Genomic DNA, 16,867 nt, shown 5'->3' with positions numbered 1-16,867 from the left:
CCCGGGGTGAGAGACAATGGGCTCTCTTCCAGGGCGGGTTACCGCATCGCGCGAGAAGCGGCAGACGCGGGCGAAGATCAGGGATCGCAGAGGGGACGCATGTCGGAGGCGGAGCAGTCGCGGGACACGGCGCGGGACCCTCGGCGGGACGCCGGCGCGGGTGCCGGAACCGACGGCGACCGGGGTGTGGTTCCCGCGGCACGTGAGGCGGAGCCGGACGTGAAGTCCGGCACGGAAGCGGTGACGGCCGACGGCACCGCCGAGGCCACGCCCGGCGCGCCGGACAAGGCAGCCGGGTCGGAGAAGGCGGCGGGGTCGGACAAGGCGCCTGGCACACCGGAGAAGGCGCCCGGGTCGGAGAAGGCAGCGGCGTTGGAGAAGGCGCCCGAGCCGGAGAGGGCGGCCGGGGTCTCCGGCGCGAAGCCGAAGGCCGATGCGCCGAGGCTCAGGAAGCCCGCGGGCAGCGGGCGCTCCGGTGCGTCCGAGCGTGCCGGTGCCACGACCGAGGAGCGTCTGCTCGCCGGCCGGTACCGCCTCGACGGCGTCCTCGGGCGCGGCGGCATGGGCACCGTGTGGCGCGCGGTCGACGAGACCCTCGGCCGGACCGTCGCCGTCAAGGAGCTCCGCTTCCCCAACAGCATCGACGAGGACGAGAAGCGACGCCTCATCACCCGGACCCTGCGCGAGGCGAAGGCCATCGCCCGGATCCGTAACAACGGCGCCGTGACCGTCTACGACGTGGTCGACGAGGACGACCGCCCGTGGATCGTCATGGAGCTCATCGAGGGCAAGTCCCTCGCCGACGCGGTCCGTGAGGACGGCACGCTCACGCCGCACCGCGCCGCCGAGGTCGGTCTCGCGATCCTCGACGTGCTGCGCTCCGCGCACCGCCAGGGCATCCTGCACCGCGACGTGAAGCCGTCCAACGTGCTGATCGCCGAGGACGGCCGCGTCGTCCTCACCGACTTCGGCATCGCCCAGGTCGAGGGCGACCCGTCGATCACCTCCACCGGCATGCTCGTCGGCGCGCCCTCCTACATCTCGCCCGAGCGGGCCCGCGGCCACAAGCCCGGACCGGCGGCGGACATGTGGTCGCTGGGCGGACTCCTGTACGCGAGCGTCGAGGGGAGCCCGCCGTACGACAAGGGTTCCGCGATCGCGACGCTCACCGCCGTGATGACCGAGCCCGTCGACCCGCCGAAGAACGCGGGGCCGCTGCTGGAGCAGGTCATCTACGGTCTGCTGGCCAAGGACCCGGACCAGCGGCTCGACGACGCCGGCGCGCGCGTGCTGCTCCGGGCCGTGCTGGACGCGCCCGCGCCCGCCCCGGTGGAGCCCGAGCCGTCGCCCGAGGCGACCCGGGTCGTGCCGTTGCCTCCGGTGCCGCCGGAGCTGCCGAGGAAGCCGAAGGCCGCCCCGAAGGGGAAGGCCACGGACGTGGCCGCCGAGCGGATGCGCGGCGCGCTGAAGTCCGTGCGCAACGCGGCCGCCTCGGCGCGGTCCGAGCAGCGGCCCAAGCCCAGGCCGGAGCCGCTGCAGGGCGGGAACAGGCCGGCACAGGCGCGGGCCTCGCTCACCGACGTCGTGCCGCGCCGCACCCTCGTCATCATCGCGGCGATCGTGGTCCTCGCCCTGCTCGGCACCATCCTCGCCGTCGCGCTCGGCGGCGGTGACGACGGTACGGCCGACAAGGGCGGCGGCAAGGGTTCCGACAAGGCGGCCTCGGCCGGGGCCACGGCGGGCGACGGAGACACCCAGGGCAAGGGAGAGACCCCGAGCGATCCCGGAGAGCAGGGCGGCGAGCAGCCGTCCGGCTCGGGTTCCGGCTCCGGCTCGGGTTCCGGTTCGGGTTCCGGTTCGGGTGGGCAGACCGGCCGGCCCTCCGGGAAGCCGAGCAACGGCACCCCCGGGACGCAGCTGCCCGCCGGGTACGTGATGGTGACCAACAGCACGTTCCACTTCTCCATGGCGATGCCGTCCACGTTCAAGCTCAACGGCATAGCGGGCCGGAACTCGGGCGGGATCTTCAACGCCGACGGCGGATATCCGCGCGTCCAGGTCGACTACAACAGCAGCCCGAAGGACGACGCGGCCGCCGCGTGGGCGGCCGCCGTGGCCGGAGTCTCCGCCTCCAGCAACGGCTACCGCCACATCGCCATCAAGCCCGTCTCGTACAAGGGGTACCCGACGGTCGCCGACTGGGAGTTCGAGCGCAACGAGAAGGGCATGCGCGTCCGGATACTCAACCGGGGCTTCAAGGTTGACGCCACGCACGGCTACTCGATCATGGTCAGCTGCAAGGCGGACGAGTGGAACGCCGCCGCGTGCAAGACGCTGCGGGACACCGCGTTCGCCACGTTCAGCCCCAAGGACTGACCGGCGCCACGTATCGTGAGAGGCCGTGGACCGTACGCAGCCGAAAAGCGCCGCGAACTGTACGGGCCCGGACCGGAATTGACGGTTTCGCGCGTTCCGTGCGATTCATGAGCTGAACGGGATCCGTGCGACCCGGGGGCAACGCGCTCGGTGGGGAGGCGTCGTGGACGACTATGCGGGAAGGGTGCTCGCCGACCGCTATCGCCTGCCCGTACCGCCGCAGGACGCGTACGAACTCGTCGAGACCCGCGCCTTTGACACCTACAGCGGGCAGGAAGTCCTGGTCCACCAGGTGCCGTTGCCCGAGGTGATCGACGCCGAGGTCGTCGACGAGGACGGCACCGGATACACCCCGCACCGGCCGGCCTCCGGCCGGGCGACCCGGCGGCCGGCGGACCCCGCGGTCCGGCGCGCGGTCGAGGCGGCGCAGGCCGCCGCGCAGATCCCGGACCACCCGCGGCTCGACCAGGTCTTCGACGTGTTCGCGGAGGCCGGTTCGCTGTGGATAGTGAGTGAACTGGTCGCGGCCAGGCCGCTGGCGGCGCTCCTCGCCGAGCGGCCCCTGAGCCCGTACCGCGCGGCGGAGATCGGCTCCGACGTCCTCACCGCCCTGCGGGCGCTCCACGCGCACGGCTGGACCCACCGGAACATCACCCCGCGGACCGTGCTCGTCTGCGACGACGGACGGGTGGTCCTGACGGGCCTCGCGGCGGGTGCGGCGGAGGAGGCCCTCTGCGGGTACGCACCGGTGCCCTTCGCCGAGGAGGACGAGCAGGGGTACGGGTCCGACGAGGAGCCTGCCGGCACGGGTGCAGCTACGGGTACGGCTGCCGGCACCGGCGCGGCGACGGGAGTGGGTACGGGCGAGGCCGCGCCCGCGGTGGGCGAACCGGTGGCGCGGCCCGAACTCCCGGCGGGCGGCAGCGCACCCGCCACGGACGTACGGGCGGCCCGCGCGGGCGCCATCGCCGCGTACCGGGCGGGAGCCCGCGCCGCGGCGCACATCGGCGAGACCGGGGCCGCCGTCCCCGTACAGCGCCGGACCCCCGAGCCCGAGCCCGCCCCCGAGGCCCTCCCGGAGACCGATCCCGAGACCGACCCCGAGCCCGCCCCCGGACCCGCCCCGGAGGATCCCGAGACCGGCCCCCACAGCGCCCCTGAAGCCGACCCCTACGGCGCCTACGACCCCGGGCCCTCCGGCGCGCTCCCTGCGTTTCCCACGCCGCCCGCGCCCGTGCCCGCGCAGGGGCTCGGCCCCGAGCCGCACTGGTGGTCCCAGACCGGCGACGACGAGGACGAGGACGACGTCGACGACGAGTACCCGGCGCCGTACCGCAAGGGGTACGGAAGCGAAGACGGCGGGCCGACCCGCGCCTTGCTCGCCGGTACCTGGAGCGACGGCCCGCACGCCTCGCGCGACTCCTCCGGCCCCATCCCGGCCGGCGGCGGCCAGGCGCTTCCGGCTCTCCCCGCGGGCTACACCCCGGCGCCCGCCCCGGACCCCGCCCCCGTGCACGCGCCCGTGCCCGCCTCCGGCGGCTGGGACGGTCCGGCCGAGGCGGGCCCGCCGGCGTCCGTCTACCGCGGCCCGGCCACCCGGCTCGCCGCCGAGCGGGCCCGCCAGGCCCGGATCGCCGTGGTCGGCGCTGTCACCGAGCGCTGGGCCCCCGAGCAGGCGGGACCGGTTCACGAGAACTGGCGTCTGGCCCCGCCCATCGGCCCCGCCACCGACCTCTGGGCGCTCGGCGCGCTCCTCTACCGCGCCGTCCAGGGCCATGCCCCGTACCCGGAGGACAACGCCGCCGAACTCGTCCAGCTGGTCTGCGCCGAGCCCCCGGCGTTCGCCGAGGAGTGCGGCCCGCTGCGCCCGGTCGTCGAGTCCCTGCTGCGCCAGGACCCCACCGAGCGCCCCGACTTCGAGGAGCTGCGCGGCTGGATGCGCTCCCTCGTGCGGTCCGCCCCGGAGCCGGAGGCGGGCGTGGGGATCGTCCCCCTGCCGTCCGTGGACACGGCCCGGCTGCCCGTCGTGCGGCGCCGTGGCGAGCTGGTGCGCAGGCGCCGCGGAGGGGCGGCAGGAGGCCGTCACCGCCACCGGAAGGGCAAGCGGCACCAGGACCTGCCCGCCCGCGACGAGTCCCAGGCCGTACGTCACGACCCGCGGCAGGACCGAGGACAGGACCACCAGCGCCACGACCAGCGCCAGGGACAGCGGTACGACCAGCGCCAGGAGTTCGCCCAGGAGCGCTTTCACGAGGAGCTCCCGCAGCGCGCGCCCCGCGCCCCCCGGCCGCCACGAACGCCACGCGGCGCGGGCGGAGGGGCTCGTTCCGCCCGCTCGCTCGGCCTCACGCTCCTGCTGCTGATCCTGCTGCTGCTCGTCGGCGTCGTCGCGTACGCCGTGCTGTTCATGCCCAAGGACGGCGCGGACGGCGGGCAGCCCGCCGCCCGGACGGGCACACCGACGTCCGGACCGAGTTCGGCGGCGTCCACCGGGCCGGGCGACCGGCCCAGCTCCAAGCCAAGCCCCAGGCCCGGTTCCGTGAAGACGACCCCGCCGGCCGCCACCCCGAGCGGCCCCCCGCTCGCCGCCGGGTACGGCCTGCGCAAGGACCCGGAGGGTTTCGAGGTCGGTGTCGCCAAGGACTGGCGGCGCAGCCCGATCAATGACGCCGGGCAAGTGCGGTACACAGGGGGAGATTTCACCCTGATCGTCGTCCCCGGCCGCGACACGGTGCAGGCCAACGGCTCGGACCCCATGGCGTACCAGCGCACCAAGGAGGGCGAGCTCCAGCCGTGGCGGGACTCCAGCTGGGCCGGCGCCTCCGGTCTGCGGCGGATCGACGTGGGTCAGCAGGCGATGGCGGTCGGCCAGTTCACCTGGAAGGACAGCACGGGCCGCGACGTCTTCGTCCGGAACCTCGCCCTGATCGAGGCGGGCCGCTACCACGTCGTCCAGGTCATAGGCCCGGAGAGCGAGCGCGACAAGGTGTCCGAGATCTACGACCAGGCCGTGAAGGTCTACCGCGCGACGCGCTGAGGGGACCCGTTCGGGTCACAGTGAGGTTCCTTTGCGAGCCCCGAGGTTCCGTCTCCCGTCTCCCCCTCCGTAACCTGGCATCCGAAGGAACAGGCGGGGGACAGTGGAACATTCTCAGGGCGCGGACACGGGGGCGGGACTCCTGCTCGCCGGGCGGTACAGGCTGGGCGAGACCATCGGCCGTGGCGGCATGGGCAAGGTCTGGCGTGCGCACGACGAAGTGCTGCACCGGGTGGTGGCGGTCAAGGAGTTGACGGCGGGTCGGTTCGTGGCCGAGGCCGACCGTCTCGTCCTGCACGCCCGTACGCAGAAGGAGGCCCGCGCCGCGGCACGGATCACCCACCCGGGCGTGGTCACGGTGCACGACGTGCTGGAGCACGACGCCCGTCCGTGGATCGTCATGCAGTACGTCGACGGACCCTCGCTCGCGGACGCGGCGAAGGAGGCAGGCACGATCGAGCCCCGCGAGGCGGCCCGGATCGGGCTGCACGTCCTCGGGGCCCTGCGCGCCGCGCACGCCGCCGGAGTGCTGCACCGCGACGTCAAGCCCGGAAACGTCCTGCTGGCCCGCGACGGGCGGGTCCTGCTCACCGACTTCGGCATCGCGGCCATCGAGGGCGACTCGACGATCACCCGTACCGGCGAACTCGTCGGCTCCATCGACTATCTGGCGCCGGAGCGGGTACGGGGCGGGGACCCCGGCCCCGCCTCCGACCTCTGGTCGCTGGGCGCGACGCTGTACACGGCGGTGGAGGGCACCTCGCCGTTCCGGCGGACCTCGCCCATCAGCACCATGCAGGCCGTGGTGACGGAGGAGCCGCCGCACCCGGCGAAGGCGGGCGCGCTGGCGTCCGTGATCGTCGCGCTGCTCCGCAAGGACCCGGCGCACCGGCCGCGCGCCGACGAGGCCGAGCGGATGCTGCTGGACGCCATGGAGGGCCGTGCGCCGCAGGCCGCGCAGGCGTACGTGCCGACACAGCGCGTCGCACAGGAGGAACTGGTCTCCGCCACGACGCCGCTCCCGGCCCAGGACTCCTCCGCGTCCACCGCCACCCCCGTGTCCACCCCCGCGCCCGCGGTCGCGCCCCGGCCGGCCGCTCCCGCGGCCAAGGGCGGCCGCGGACGGTGGCGTACGGCGGTCCCGGCGGCCGTCCTCGCCGGCCTGGTCGCCGGTGGAGCCGTCTTCGCCGCCATGCAGTACTCGGGCGGAGGCGGCAAGGCCGGGGACGCCGGTCACAGCACGCAGCCCGAGGTGACGAAGGCCGCCAAGGACACCCTCCCGGACGGCTGGCACCGCGTCGAGGACCCCAAGGGCTTCAGCCTGGCGGTACCGAAGGGCTGGAAGCGCCAGACGGAGGGCGACAGCATCGACTACACGCCGGACAACGGACGCCACCGGATCCGGATCAGTGTCGACCCCACGCCCGACTTCGAGAACCCGTACGTGCACGTGCTGGACCTGGAGAAGACGCTGAAGAGGCGGCTCCAGTACAAGCGGATCAAGCTGAACCAGAACACCTACCGCGACCAGGTCAGCTCCGCCCGGTGGGAGTTCACCTGGTACGAGAAGCAGGAGTTCCCGGGCCCGAGACACGCCATCGACCAGCTGTACTTCGGGGACGACGGCACCGAGTACGCCGTGTACATGTCTTCGCCGGAGTCGAGCTGGCAGACCACGCGGGAGCAGTTCGACGTCGTCCTGCAGCACTGGCGGGCCCCGGGCGAGCAGCCGGGCCCGGGCGGGCAGACGGGCTGAGTAGGCGGGAAATCGCACTCCCGGCCGACCGTAAGCCCCTGATCAGGGCTTATGTGCCAGCGATCGCTGGCGTGATGTGCGCACCCGGTGAAAACGCGTTACCGACGGGTACCCAAAGACCTGAATGCGGCCTACTCTCGCCCTCATGACGGACTCGCAGGCACTCACCGCCCCGGCCACCGCCGCCCCCGGCACGAACCCCCTCGCGCCCTCGCCGGCCGGTGTCCGTACCGCCGCCGACGTGGTCACCCCCGAGGTGGTCGCCCAGCTCACCCGCGGAGTCGCCGGTTCCGGTCGCACCGCGAACCACACCCCGTTCACCGGGGAGAAGCTGGCCGAGCTGCCCGAGTCCACCCCCGAGGACGTCGCCGAGGCCTTCGCCCGTGCCCGCGCCGCCCAGGGCGCCTGGGCGGCGACCTCCGTCAAGGCCCGCGCGGCCGTCCTGCTCCGCTTCCACGACCTGGTCCTCGAGCGCCAGGCCGAGGTCCTCGACCTCATCCAGCTGGAGACCGGCAAGGCCCGTCTGCACGCCCACGAAGAGGTCCTCGCCGTCGCGGTCGCCGCCCGGCACTACGGCCGCAAGGCCCCCGCCTACCTGCGCCCCAAGCACCACACCGGCGTCGTACCGACCCTCACCAAGGTCACCGAGCTGCGGCAGCCGCGCGGTGTCGTCGGCCAGATCGCGCCCTGGAACTACCCCCTGGAGCTGTCGGTCGGCGACGCGCTGCCCGCCTTCGTCTCCGGCAACGCCGTCGTCATGAAGCCGGACACCGAGACCGCGCTCACCGCGCTCTGGGCCCGTGACCTGCTCATCGAGGCGGGGCTGCCCGCCGAGGTCTTCCAGGTCGTCATCGGCGAAGGGCCCGTCGTCGGCCCCGAGGTCGTCAAGCACGCCGACTACGTCTCCTTCACCGGCTCCACCCGTACCGGCCGTGAGGTCGCCCAGGGCGCCGCGGCGCGGCTCGTCGGCGTGACCCTCGAACTCGGCGGCAAGAACGCCATGCTCGTCCTCAAGGACGCCGACATCGAGAAGGCCGCCGCCGGCGCCGTCCGTGCCTGCTTCTCCTCCGCCGGACAGCTCTGCATCTCCATCGAGCGGCTGTACGTCCACGAGTCGGTCGCCGACGACTTCGTCGCCCGCTTCGCCGCCCGTACGAAGGCGATGCGCCTCGGCAACTCCCTCTCCTACGGCGCCGACATGGGCTCCCTCGTCGGCGAGCGGCAGCTGGAGACGGTGACGAAGCACGTGGAGGAGGCCGTCGCCAAGGGCGCCAAGCTGGTCGCCGGCGGCGTAGCCCGCCCCGACATCGGCCCGCTCTTCTACGAGCCGACCATCCTCGACGGCGTCGAGGCCCCGATGGCCGTCTGCACCGAGGAGACCTTCGGCCCGGTCGTCTCGATCTACCGCTTCAAGGACGAGGACGAGGTCGTCGAGCTGGCCAACGCCACCCCGTACGGACTCAACTCCTCCGTCTGGACGAAGGACTCCCGGCGCGGCCACGCCGTCGCCGCCCGGCTGCGCACCGGCACCGTCAACATCAACGAGGGGTACGCGCCGGCGTACGGCAGCGTCCAGGCGCCGATGGGCGGCATGAAGGACTCCGGGCTCGGCCGGCGCCACGGCTCGGAGGGCATCCTCAAGTTCACCGAGGCCCAGACCGTGGCCCAGCAGCGGCTGATCCCGCTCGCGCCCTCCTTCGGGATGGACGACGAGAAGTACGCCGCGTTCATGAGCCTGTCCCTGAAGGCGATGAAGGCCCTGCGCCTGCGCTGACGCCCTGCCCGTTCCAGCCCCTTTCTCGCACGAGGAGAGCCATGACCGCGGTACCCCCTGCCCAGAATCAGGACGGCGACGACCTGGACTCGGCGTACGACTACGACGTCATCGTCGTCGGCTCCGGGTTCGGCGGCTCGGTCACGGCCCTGCGCCTGACCGAGAAGGGCTACCGGGTCGGCGTCCTGGAAGCGGGCCGCCGCTTCGCCCGTACCGAGCTGCCCAGGAACTCCTGGGACCTGAAGAACTTCCTCTGGGCCCCGGCCCTCGGCCTCTACGGCATCCAGCGCATCCACCTGCTGGGCAATGTCATGGTGCTGGCCGGAGCGGGCGTGGGCGGCGGTTCGCTGAACTACGCCAACACCCTCTACGTCCCGCCCACGCCCTTCTTCCAGGACCCGCAGTGGAAGGACATCACCGACTGGCAGGAGGAGCTGGCGCCGTACTACGACCAGGCCAAGCGGATGCTGGGCGTACGGCTCAACCCCACCCTGACCCCCTCCGACGTCCACCTCAAGGCGACGGCGCAGGCGATGGGGATCGGCGACACCTTCCACATGGCGCCGGTCGGGGTCTTCTTCGGAGACGGGAAGGACGCCGTCGGCGGGGAAGGGGAGGGCGCGTCGCGGGCGAAGCCGGGCGCGGAGGTCGCCGACCCGTACTTCGGCGGCGTCGGGCCGTCGCGCAAGGCGTGCACCGAGTGCGGCGAGTGCATGACGGGCTGCCGCCACGGCGCCAAGAACACCCTCAACGAGAACTACCTCTACCTCGCCGAGCAGGCCGGTGCCGTCGTCCACCCCATGACCTCGGTCGTCGCCCTCACCGAGGACTCGCGGGGCGGGTACGCGGTCAAGACGCTGCCGACGGACAACAAGAAGAAGGGCAAGGGCCGGACGTTCACGGCCCCGCGGGTCGTCGTCGCCGCCGGTACGTACGGGACGCAGACCCTGCTGCACCGGATGAAGGACACCGGGCTGCTGCCCCGCATCTCGACCCGGCTCGGCGAGCTGACCCGCACCAACTCGGAGGCGCTGGTCGGCTCGCAGACCACCGACCGGCGCTACCGCAAGAAGCACGGTGCGGAGAAGGTCGACTTCACGCGCGGGGTCGCGATCACCTCCTCGATCCACCCGGACGAGAACACCCACATCGAGCCGGTCCGCTACGGCAAGGGCTCCAACGCCATGGGCGGCATGACCGTCCTCCAGGTGCCCTACGGCGCCCACCGGGTACGGAACTGGCTCCTGGAGATGGTCAAGCACCCCACTCTGGCCCTCCGCGCCCTCTCCAACCGCCGCTGGTCGGAGCGGACGATCATCGGTCTCGTCATGCAGTCCCTGGACAACTCGCTGACGACCTACCGCAAGCCGGGCGGCGTCGGGAAGGGACTGCTCACGGCCCGACAGGGGCACGGCGCCCCGAACCCGAACCAGATCCCCGAGGCGACCCGGGCGGCCTCCCTGCTCGCCGAGGAGATCAACGGCTTCGCCGGCTCCAACATCGGCGAACTGATGGGGACCCCGCTCACCGCGCACTTCCTGGGCGGCTGTCCGATCGGCGCGGACGCGGAGTCCGGTGTCATCGACCCGTACCACCGTCTCTTCGGACACCCGGGCATCTCGGTCGTCGACGGGGCGGCGGTCTCCGCCAACCTCGGCGTCAATCCGTCGCTGACGATCACGGCGCAGGCGGAGCGGGCGATGTCCTTCTGGCCGAACAAGGGCGAGGAGGACGCGCGGCCCGGCCAGGGGGAGGCGTACGTCCGTCTCGCCGCCGTCGCCCCGAAGTCCCCGACGGTCCCGGCGGACGCCTTCGGCGCGCTGAAGCTGCCGTTCCTGGGAATGCCGACCGTCCCGCCGAAGGAGCGGTGACGGGAAGCCCGTCGCGCGGGACGGGACGGGAAGCCGGTCCTGAGAGCGTGACCGGAGGCCGGTCCTGAGAGATGGAAAAGGCGCTGCACCCCCCTCCGAGTGCAGCGCCTCTCCAGCTTCTGGGTGGTGCTGCATGCATGACCTGTGGCCAGGGGGATTGGTTGTAGTCGATCAGCGAATTCTTCGTGTGACGCGCGTCACGTGCCGCGGAGCGTTCCGTTCCCGGGCAGCACGAAGGCCCCGTCGCCGCGATTCCGGTCGCGGCGCGGGGCCCTCGGCAATCGGCACCGGTGTCAGGGCAGCGGCGGTGCCGTGGGAGCGCGGCGCCGGGGGGTTGCGCCGCGAGGGGTGAGGTGGGGTGGGGAGGACGGGGTGTGGGGTGTTCGTGCGGGACGGACGCCGGCGCGTCCGACCGGACCGGTTGCGGTCGGCCCCGGGCGTCCCCGGAGCCGACCGCCCTTTCTGGGTGACCGGGCTGCTGTCCCCTGCCGTCCGGTCACGCGCGCTGGTGCGAGGTCCCACGACGTACTTGCGGTACGTCACACGCCCCAGCGAAGCCACGCGTGGATTTTTCGGGCCCGCCCCTGGCTGGCACGGACAACGGGACCAACGAAGGGGCGCCGGAGCCGGTCACGCGCCGTACGGGTGAGAGCGCGCCCGAACTCAGATGCGGGGACGCACCCGGACACGCGCTCGGGCGCGAGGAGGCGCTCCGGTGCGAGCGCGCTCAGATGCGGCCGCGGCAGAGCTCCAGCATCGTCATCGCCAGAGCCGTGCCCGGCTTGCCCAGCGCGTCCCTGTAGTGGCCGAGCACCTCCATCTCGCGGGCGAGGTTGACCCGCCGGCCGCCGGAGCCGATCCGGGCCTCCTGGATCACGGCCGAGACGGCCATCCGTTCCTGGATCAGGCCGATGATCCGGTCGTCGAGCGCGTCGATCCGCTCGCGCGCGTCACCGATGAGCGCGGCGGCCTCGTCGGTCCGGGCGCCGGTCTTCTCGGTGTGGGTCAGGGCGGTCATGGTGGGGCTCCTCGGGGTGTCGGGTGCCCCGGGGCGGCAGGGCCCGGAAACGACAGAGCGCCCCGGGCCTTGTCGGCCCGGGGCGCCTGGGAAGTCGCTTGTCAGTTGCTCAAGCAGCACGACCATGGCAGCCGGACGGGCCGGTGCCATAGGTAAAGACGAAGGTCGTGAGCTTGCGCATGCGGACAGTATGGACCCCGCCTCGGGGACCGGGACAACCCGGGTTCGGATGGTGAGACGAAAAGCGAGCCCGGCGCGCCGGTAGAATCGACAAATAGAACCCCCTCCTACCGCCGGAAGGCCGCCGTAGTGTCATCAGCGACTCCCGCTGCCGCGCCCGACGTCACCAACCCGGACGTAGTCCTCGTTGTCGACTTCGGCGCCCAGTACGCCCAGCTCATCGCCCGACGCGTCCGTGAGGCGCGGGTCTACAGCGAGATCGTCCCGTCCACCATGCCGGTGGCCGAGATGCTGGCCAAGAAGCCCAAGGCGATCATCCTCTCCGGCGGCCCGTCCTCCGTGTACGCGGAGAACGCCCCGCGCCTGGACCGCGCGCTCTTCGAGGCCGGCGTCCCCGTCTTCGGTATGTGCTACGGCTTCCAGCTGATGGCGACGACCCTCGGTGGCACCGTCGACAACACGGGCGCCCGCGAGTACGGCCGTACGCCGCTGCACGTCTCCAAGGCCGGATCGACCCTCTTCGAGGGAACGCCGACCGAGCAGTCCGTGTGGATGTCGCACGGCGACGCCTGCTCCGCCGCCCCCGAGGGCTTCGCCGTCACCGCGTCCACGGACGTCGTGCCGGTCGCCGCCTTCGAGAACGACGAGAAGAAGCTGTACGGCGTCCAGTACCACCCCGAGGTGCTGCACTCCACGCACGGCCAGCAGATCCTCGAGCACTTCCTCTACCGGGGCGCCGGCATCGAGCCGACGTGGACCACCGGCAACGTCATCGACGAGCAGGTCGCGGCCATCCGCGAGCAGGTCGGCACCAAGCGCGCCATCTGCGGTCTGTCCGGCGGCGTGGACTCCGCCGTGGCCGCCGCGCTCGTGCAGAAGGCCATCGGCTCGCAGCTGACCTGCGTCTACGTCGACCACGGTCTGATGCGCAAGAACGAGACCGAGCAGGTCGAGAAGGACTTCGTCGCGGCCACCGGTGTGCAGCTGAAGGTCGTCGACGCGCAGGAGCGATTCCTCAGCGCGCTCGCCGGGGTCTCCGACCCCGAGGAGAAGCGGAAGATCATCGGTCGCGAGTTCATCCGCGTCTTCGAGCAGGCGCAGGCCGAGATCGTGGCCGAGTCGGCGGGCGCCGGCGAGGACGTCGCGTTCCTCGTCCAGGGCACGCTCTACCCGGACATCGTCGAGTCCGGCGGTGGCACCGGCACCGCGAACATCAAGTCCCACCACAACGTGGGCGGCCTCCCCGAGGACCTGGAGTTCGAGCTCGTCGAGCCGCTGCGCCAGCTCTTCAAGGACGAGGTCCGCATGGTCGGCCAGGAGCTCGGCCTGCCGGAGGAGATCGTCCAGCGCCAGCCCTTCCCGGGCCCCGGCCTCGGCATCCGTATCGTCGGCGAGGTCACCAAGGAGCGCCTGGACCTGCTGCGCGAGGCCGACGCCATCGCCCGCGAGGAGCTGACGGCCGCCGGTCTCGACCGCGACATCTGGCAGTGCCCGGTCGTGCTGCTCGCCGATGTGCGCTCGGTGGGCGTGCAGGGCGACGGCCGGACGTACGGTCACCCGATCGTCCTCCGCCCGGTCTCCTCCGAGGACGCGATGACGGCGGACTGGACGCGGATGCCGTACGACGTCCTGGCGCGGATCTCGACCCGGATCACCAACGAGGTCGCCGATGTGAACCGTGTGGTGCTCGACGTGACGAGCAAGCCGCCGGGCACCATCGAGTGGGAGTGATCCCGCACGGATCCTGAGAACGGGTCCTGAACGTCGAACCGCCGTCCCCATCCGTGGGGGCGGCGGTTTCGTCGCGTTCGTCGTGTGATCTCTCTGGTCAGTTGCGCGGCCCGGCGTTACCTTCCCGCGCATGAGCGAGACACCGGCACCCGCGCCCGTACCCGTCGAGCAGCTCCACGTCGCGATGCCGCCCGTCCACGAGACCCTCGACGAGGAGCGGACGTACCGCAAGCGGAGACTCGCGGGCGCGCTCAGACTCTTCGGACGGTTCGGGTACGAGGAGGGCGTCTCCGGTCATGTGACCGCGCGGGACCCCGAGTACGCCGACTGTTTCTGGGTGAACCCCTTCGGCACCCCCTTCGCCGAGCTGACCGCCGACGAGCTCGTCCTGGTCAACGGGGACGGGCAGGTGGTGCAGGGCGCCGCACTCGTCAACCAGGCCGCCTTCGCCGTCCACGCCCAGGTGCACCGGGCCCGGCCGGACGTCGTCGCCGTCGCGCACAGCCACTCCACCTACGGGCGGGCGCTCGCGGCGCTCGGCGAGCTGATCGAGCCGATCACCCAGGAGGCCTGTGGCTTCTACCAGGACCACGCGCTCTACGACGCGTACACCGGTGTCGCAGTCGACCGTGAGGAGGGGCGGCGGATCGCCACCGCCCTCGGCCCGTACAAGGCGATCGTGCTCCGCAACCACGGTCTGCTGACCGTGGGGACGTCGGTCGACGCGGCCGCCTGGTGGTTCATCGCCATGGAACGGTGCGCCCGGATCCAGCTGGCCGCGCGGGCCGCGGGCAAGCCGGTGCCCATCGGGCACAAGGACGCGGTCGCCACCCGTGAGCAGCTCGGCACCGACCTCGCCGCCTGGATCAACTACCAGCCGCTGTGGCGCAGGATCAGCCGCGAGGAGCCCGAACTGCTGTCGTAGAAGGTGGCCCTCACCACCCTTAACCGCCTTTAACTGTCCTTAACTGTCCTTACGTCAATGTGATGACGGTTCAATCACTCTCGCGCGGGGCGCTCGGAGCAGTCCGGCGGCTCCCGGGTGCGACACAATTCCCAGGACGCAACGGCCAGTTGACGGTTGACGGATACATCGGGAAGTGAGCTCCGTGGCGGTGCAAGAGGCGAGACAGTGCGGTGACCACGTGCGGTGCGCGGAGGGCGGGCGCGCGGGTCACCGGCGTGTGGTCGCCGCGTTCCTCGCCCGGCGGGACGAGCTGGCCGCGGGCCAGGGCGTGCCCGCCGCCGTCGCCCACTCGCCGGGGGCCTCGCGGCAGTGGGTCTCCGACGAACTGGCCCAGTCCGCCCGCGCGATCGAGGCACGCGGGCGGGCGGCGGGCGACGCCTGGCGCCGCCGGGTCCGGTACGCCACGCTGGGCGCCGTATGGGGCGGCGTCGTCGCCCTGCTCCTCGGGCAGGCGCTCACCGCGATCGGCACCGGCTGGACGGGGCCGCGCACCGCCGGACTCGTCGCCGCGCTCCTCCTCGCCGTCCCGCTCACCATCGCCGCCCACGCCCACCGGGCGAGCGGCGGCGTCCTCGCCCCGCTCGTCGGGGAGGACAACCGGCTCTCCACCTCGCGCGCGGTGGCCGCCGGCTGGCTGCTCTTCGCCGTCTACACCGTGCTCTTCCTCGCGCTGCGCCTGGCCACCGGCGCCGACCGGGCCGGCCTCGGCATCGCGCACGGCGCCGGACTGCTGACCGTCTTCGCGCTGACGGCGGCAGTCGCCGTCGCCACCCGCCGGATCGTGTGGGCCCGGGTGGCCGGACAGCGGCTGCAGAAGGTCCGTGCCGACCGGCCCCGCGCCGCCGACCTGCTCTGCGACGACGACGGCCGCGCCTGCCTCACCGACGTCGCCCACGTCCTGGTCTCCGGCGCCGTCCTGGCCCTCGCCGCCGTGCGGCTCGGGCGCGCCCCCGACCGGCTCCCCGGGGTGCCCTGGTCCCTCGTGCTCCTTGTCGCCGTGGCGGCGGCCGGCTACCTCGCCGCCAAGTGCACGGAGGGCGGCCGGCCGGCGATCCTCTCCGTCGTCCGTTCCCGAGAGGCGGGCGACCTGGACGCCCCGATCCGCACCGGCGACGACATCGAGATCCGAGGGACCGGTTTCGTCCCCGCCGGGGCCTCCGGACCGGACCCGTTGACCCGATTGGTCGTGCGCGTCGGCTCCGTCCACGCGCACGTCCCGCTGGTCCCCGTCCCGGGCGGCTTCGCCAACCCGACGGACTCGGTCCTGACCGTCCCTCTCCCGGTCGACGTCGAGCCGGGGCGGGTCGAGGTGTCGGTGGTGACGGCCTCCGGCGTGGAGACCAACCGGGTCACCATCGACGTCGTCGACTGAACTCCCGGAGTGTCCTCCACGTATCCACAGGGAGGGGGTCCGGGGACAATCGGTTCTGCGGACAGTGGCGCGGAGAGGCAGGCCGACGATGGCACAGCACAGCATGGGTACGACGGGCGGGGGCCACGGCGGTCGTGGCGGCCGCGGTGGTGGCCCCGGCGGGCTCACCGCCTGGAAGAACGCCGCCTCGCGCTACGCGCTGCTGCCTCTGCGCCTCTTCCTCGGGATCACCTTCGTCTACGCAGGGCTCGACAAGCTCACCGACTCCGGCTTCATGGCCGACAGCGGCAGCGGGTCCATCGGCGAGATGATGCGCGGCGTCCGGGACACCTCGGCCGTCCCCGCCCTCGTCGACCTGGCGCTCAACAACCCGGTCGGGTTCGGGTACGCGATCGCCTTCGGTGAGCTGGCCGTCGGCATCGGGACCCTGGTGGGCCTGTTCGCCCGGCTGGCCGCTCTCGGCGGGGCGCTGATCTCCCTGAGCCTCTGGCTGACGGTGAGCTGGCAGGTCAACCCGTACTACTACGGGAACGACCTCGCCTATCTCATGTCCTGGCTGCCGCTCGTGCTCGCCGGGGCCGCGTACTTCTCGCTCGACGCCGTTCTCGCCGAACGACGGCGCACCCGGTAGGCCAGCCAGGTCGTCAACGCGGCCAGGCCCATGCCCCCGCAGAGCACCGGGATCACCTCGTACCAGGGCGTCTCCCAGGCGTCCGCGGCGTCCCCCGCGTATAGGACGGCGAGAGCGAGGGCGGTCGCGCCGGCGACCAGTCGGCCGGGCCGGA

At 72.6% G+C, this 16,867-nt stretch carries 10 protein-coding genes; 9 read left to right on the top strand and 1 reads right to left on the bottom strand.

The window, feature by feature from the left end; all coding sequences use genetic code 11:
* The first annotated feature begins 99 nt into the window (after window positions 1-99).
* The 5 genes from M5362_RS21600 to M5362_RS21580 all read left to right on the top strand — a co-directional run bounded on the left by M5362_RS21600 (window position 100) and on the right by M5362_RS21580 (window position 10,814).
* Complete coding sequence (locus M5362_RS21600; protein ID WP_260229344.1) at window positions 100-2,376, top strand: serine/threonine-protein kinase; 2,277 nt, start codon at window positions 100-102, stop codon at window positions 2,374-2,376.
* 163 nt (window positions 2,377-2,539) lie between these two features.
* Window positions 2,540-5,413 carry a serine/threonine protein kinase gene (locus tag M5362_RS21595; RefSeq protein WP_260229343.1) on the top strand — a complete coding sequence of 958 codons (2,874 nt, stop codon included), beginning with the start codon at window positions 2,540-2,542 and terminating at the stop codon, window positions 5,411-5,413.
* Between the two features lie 103 nt (window positions 5,414-5,516).
* A complete protein-coding gene (locus M5362_RS21590; RefSeq protein ID WP_260229342.1) occupies window positions 5,517-7,169 on the top strand; it encodes a serine/threonine-protein kinase in 1,653 nt (550 codons plus the stop codon).
* A gap of 145 nt (window positions 7,170-7,314) precedes the next feature.
* The gene (locus tag M5362_RS21585) at window positions 7,315-8,943 is read left to right on the top strand and encodes a succinic semialdehyde dehydrogenase (RefSeq protein WP_260229341.1); all 1,629 of its coding nucleotides are present in this window, start codon (window positions 7,315-7,317) and stop codon (window positions 8,941-8,943) included.
* A 41-nt stretch (window positions 8,944-8,984) separates the two neighbouring features.
* Entirely contained in the window at window positions 8,985-10,814 is a 1,830-nt protein-coding gene (locus M5362_RS21580) for a GMC family oxidoreductase (protein WP_260229340.1), read from the top strand.
* Between the two features lie 727 nt (window positions 10,815-11,541).
* Here the strand turns inward: M5362_RS21580 and M5362_RS21575 are convergent.
* Window positions 11,542-11,832 carry a chorismate mutase gene (locus tag M5362_RS21575; protein ID WP_260229339.1) on the bottom strand — a complete coding sequence of 97 codons (291 nt, stop codon included), beginning with the start codon at window positions 11,830-11,832 and terminating at the stop codon, window positions 11,542-11,544.
* A 309-nt stretch (window positions 11,833-12,141) separates the two neighbouring features.
* Here M5362_RS21575 and guaA point away from each other — a divergent pair, with 309 nt between their 5' ends.
* From guaA to M5362_RS21555, 4 genes are all read left to right on the top strand, one after another.
* Entirely contained in the window at window positions 12,142-13,743 is a 1,602-nt protein-coding gene (gene guaA / locus M5362_RS21570) for a glutamine-hydrolyzing GMP synthase (RefSeq protein ID WP_260229338.1), read from the top strand.
* A 130-nt stretch (window positions 13,744-13,873) separates the two neighbouring features.
* Window positions 13,874-14,668, top strand: coding sequence for a class II aldolase/adducin family protein (locus M5362_RS21565; RefSeq protein ID WP_260229337.1), 795 nt, complete (start codon window positions 13,874-13,876; stop codon window positions 14,666-14,668).
* Window positions 14,669-14,852: 184 nt separating this feature from the next.
* Entirely contained in the window at window positions 14,853-16,082 is a 1,230-nt protein-coding gene (locus M5362_RS21560) for a hypothetical protein (RefSeq protein WP_374214504.1), read from the top strand.
* 88 nt (window positions 16,083-16,170) lie between these two features.
* On the top strand, window positions 16,171-16,713 hold the full coding sequence (locus M5362_RS21555) for a DoxX family protein (protein ID WP_260229335.1): 543 nt from the start codon (window positions 16,171-16,173) through the stop codon (window positions 16,711-16,713).
* Window positions 16,714-16,867: the final 154 nt, after the last annotated feature.

Origin of the sequence: Streptomyces sp. Je 1-79, from assembly GCF_025195125.1 — a bacterium.
Classification (GTDB): Bacteria; Actinomycetota; Actinomycetes; order Streptomycetales; family Streptomycetaceae; genus Streptomyces.
The sequence above is the reverse complement of the archived record's forward strand: the minus strand, read 5'-3'. Positions and strand labels throughout refer to the sequence as shown.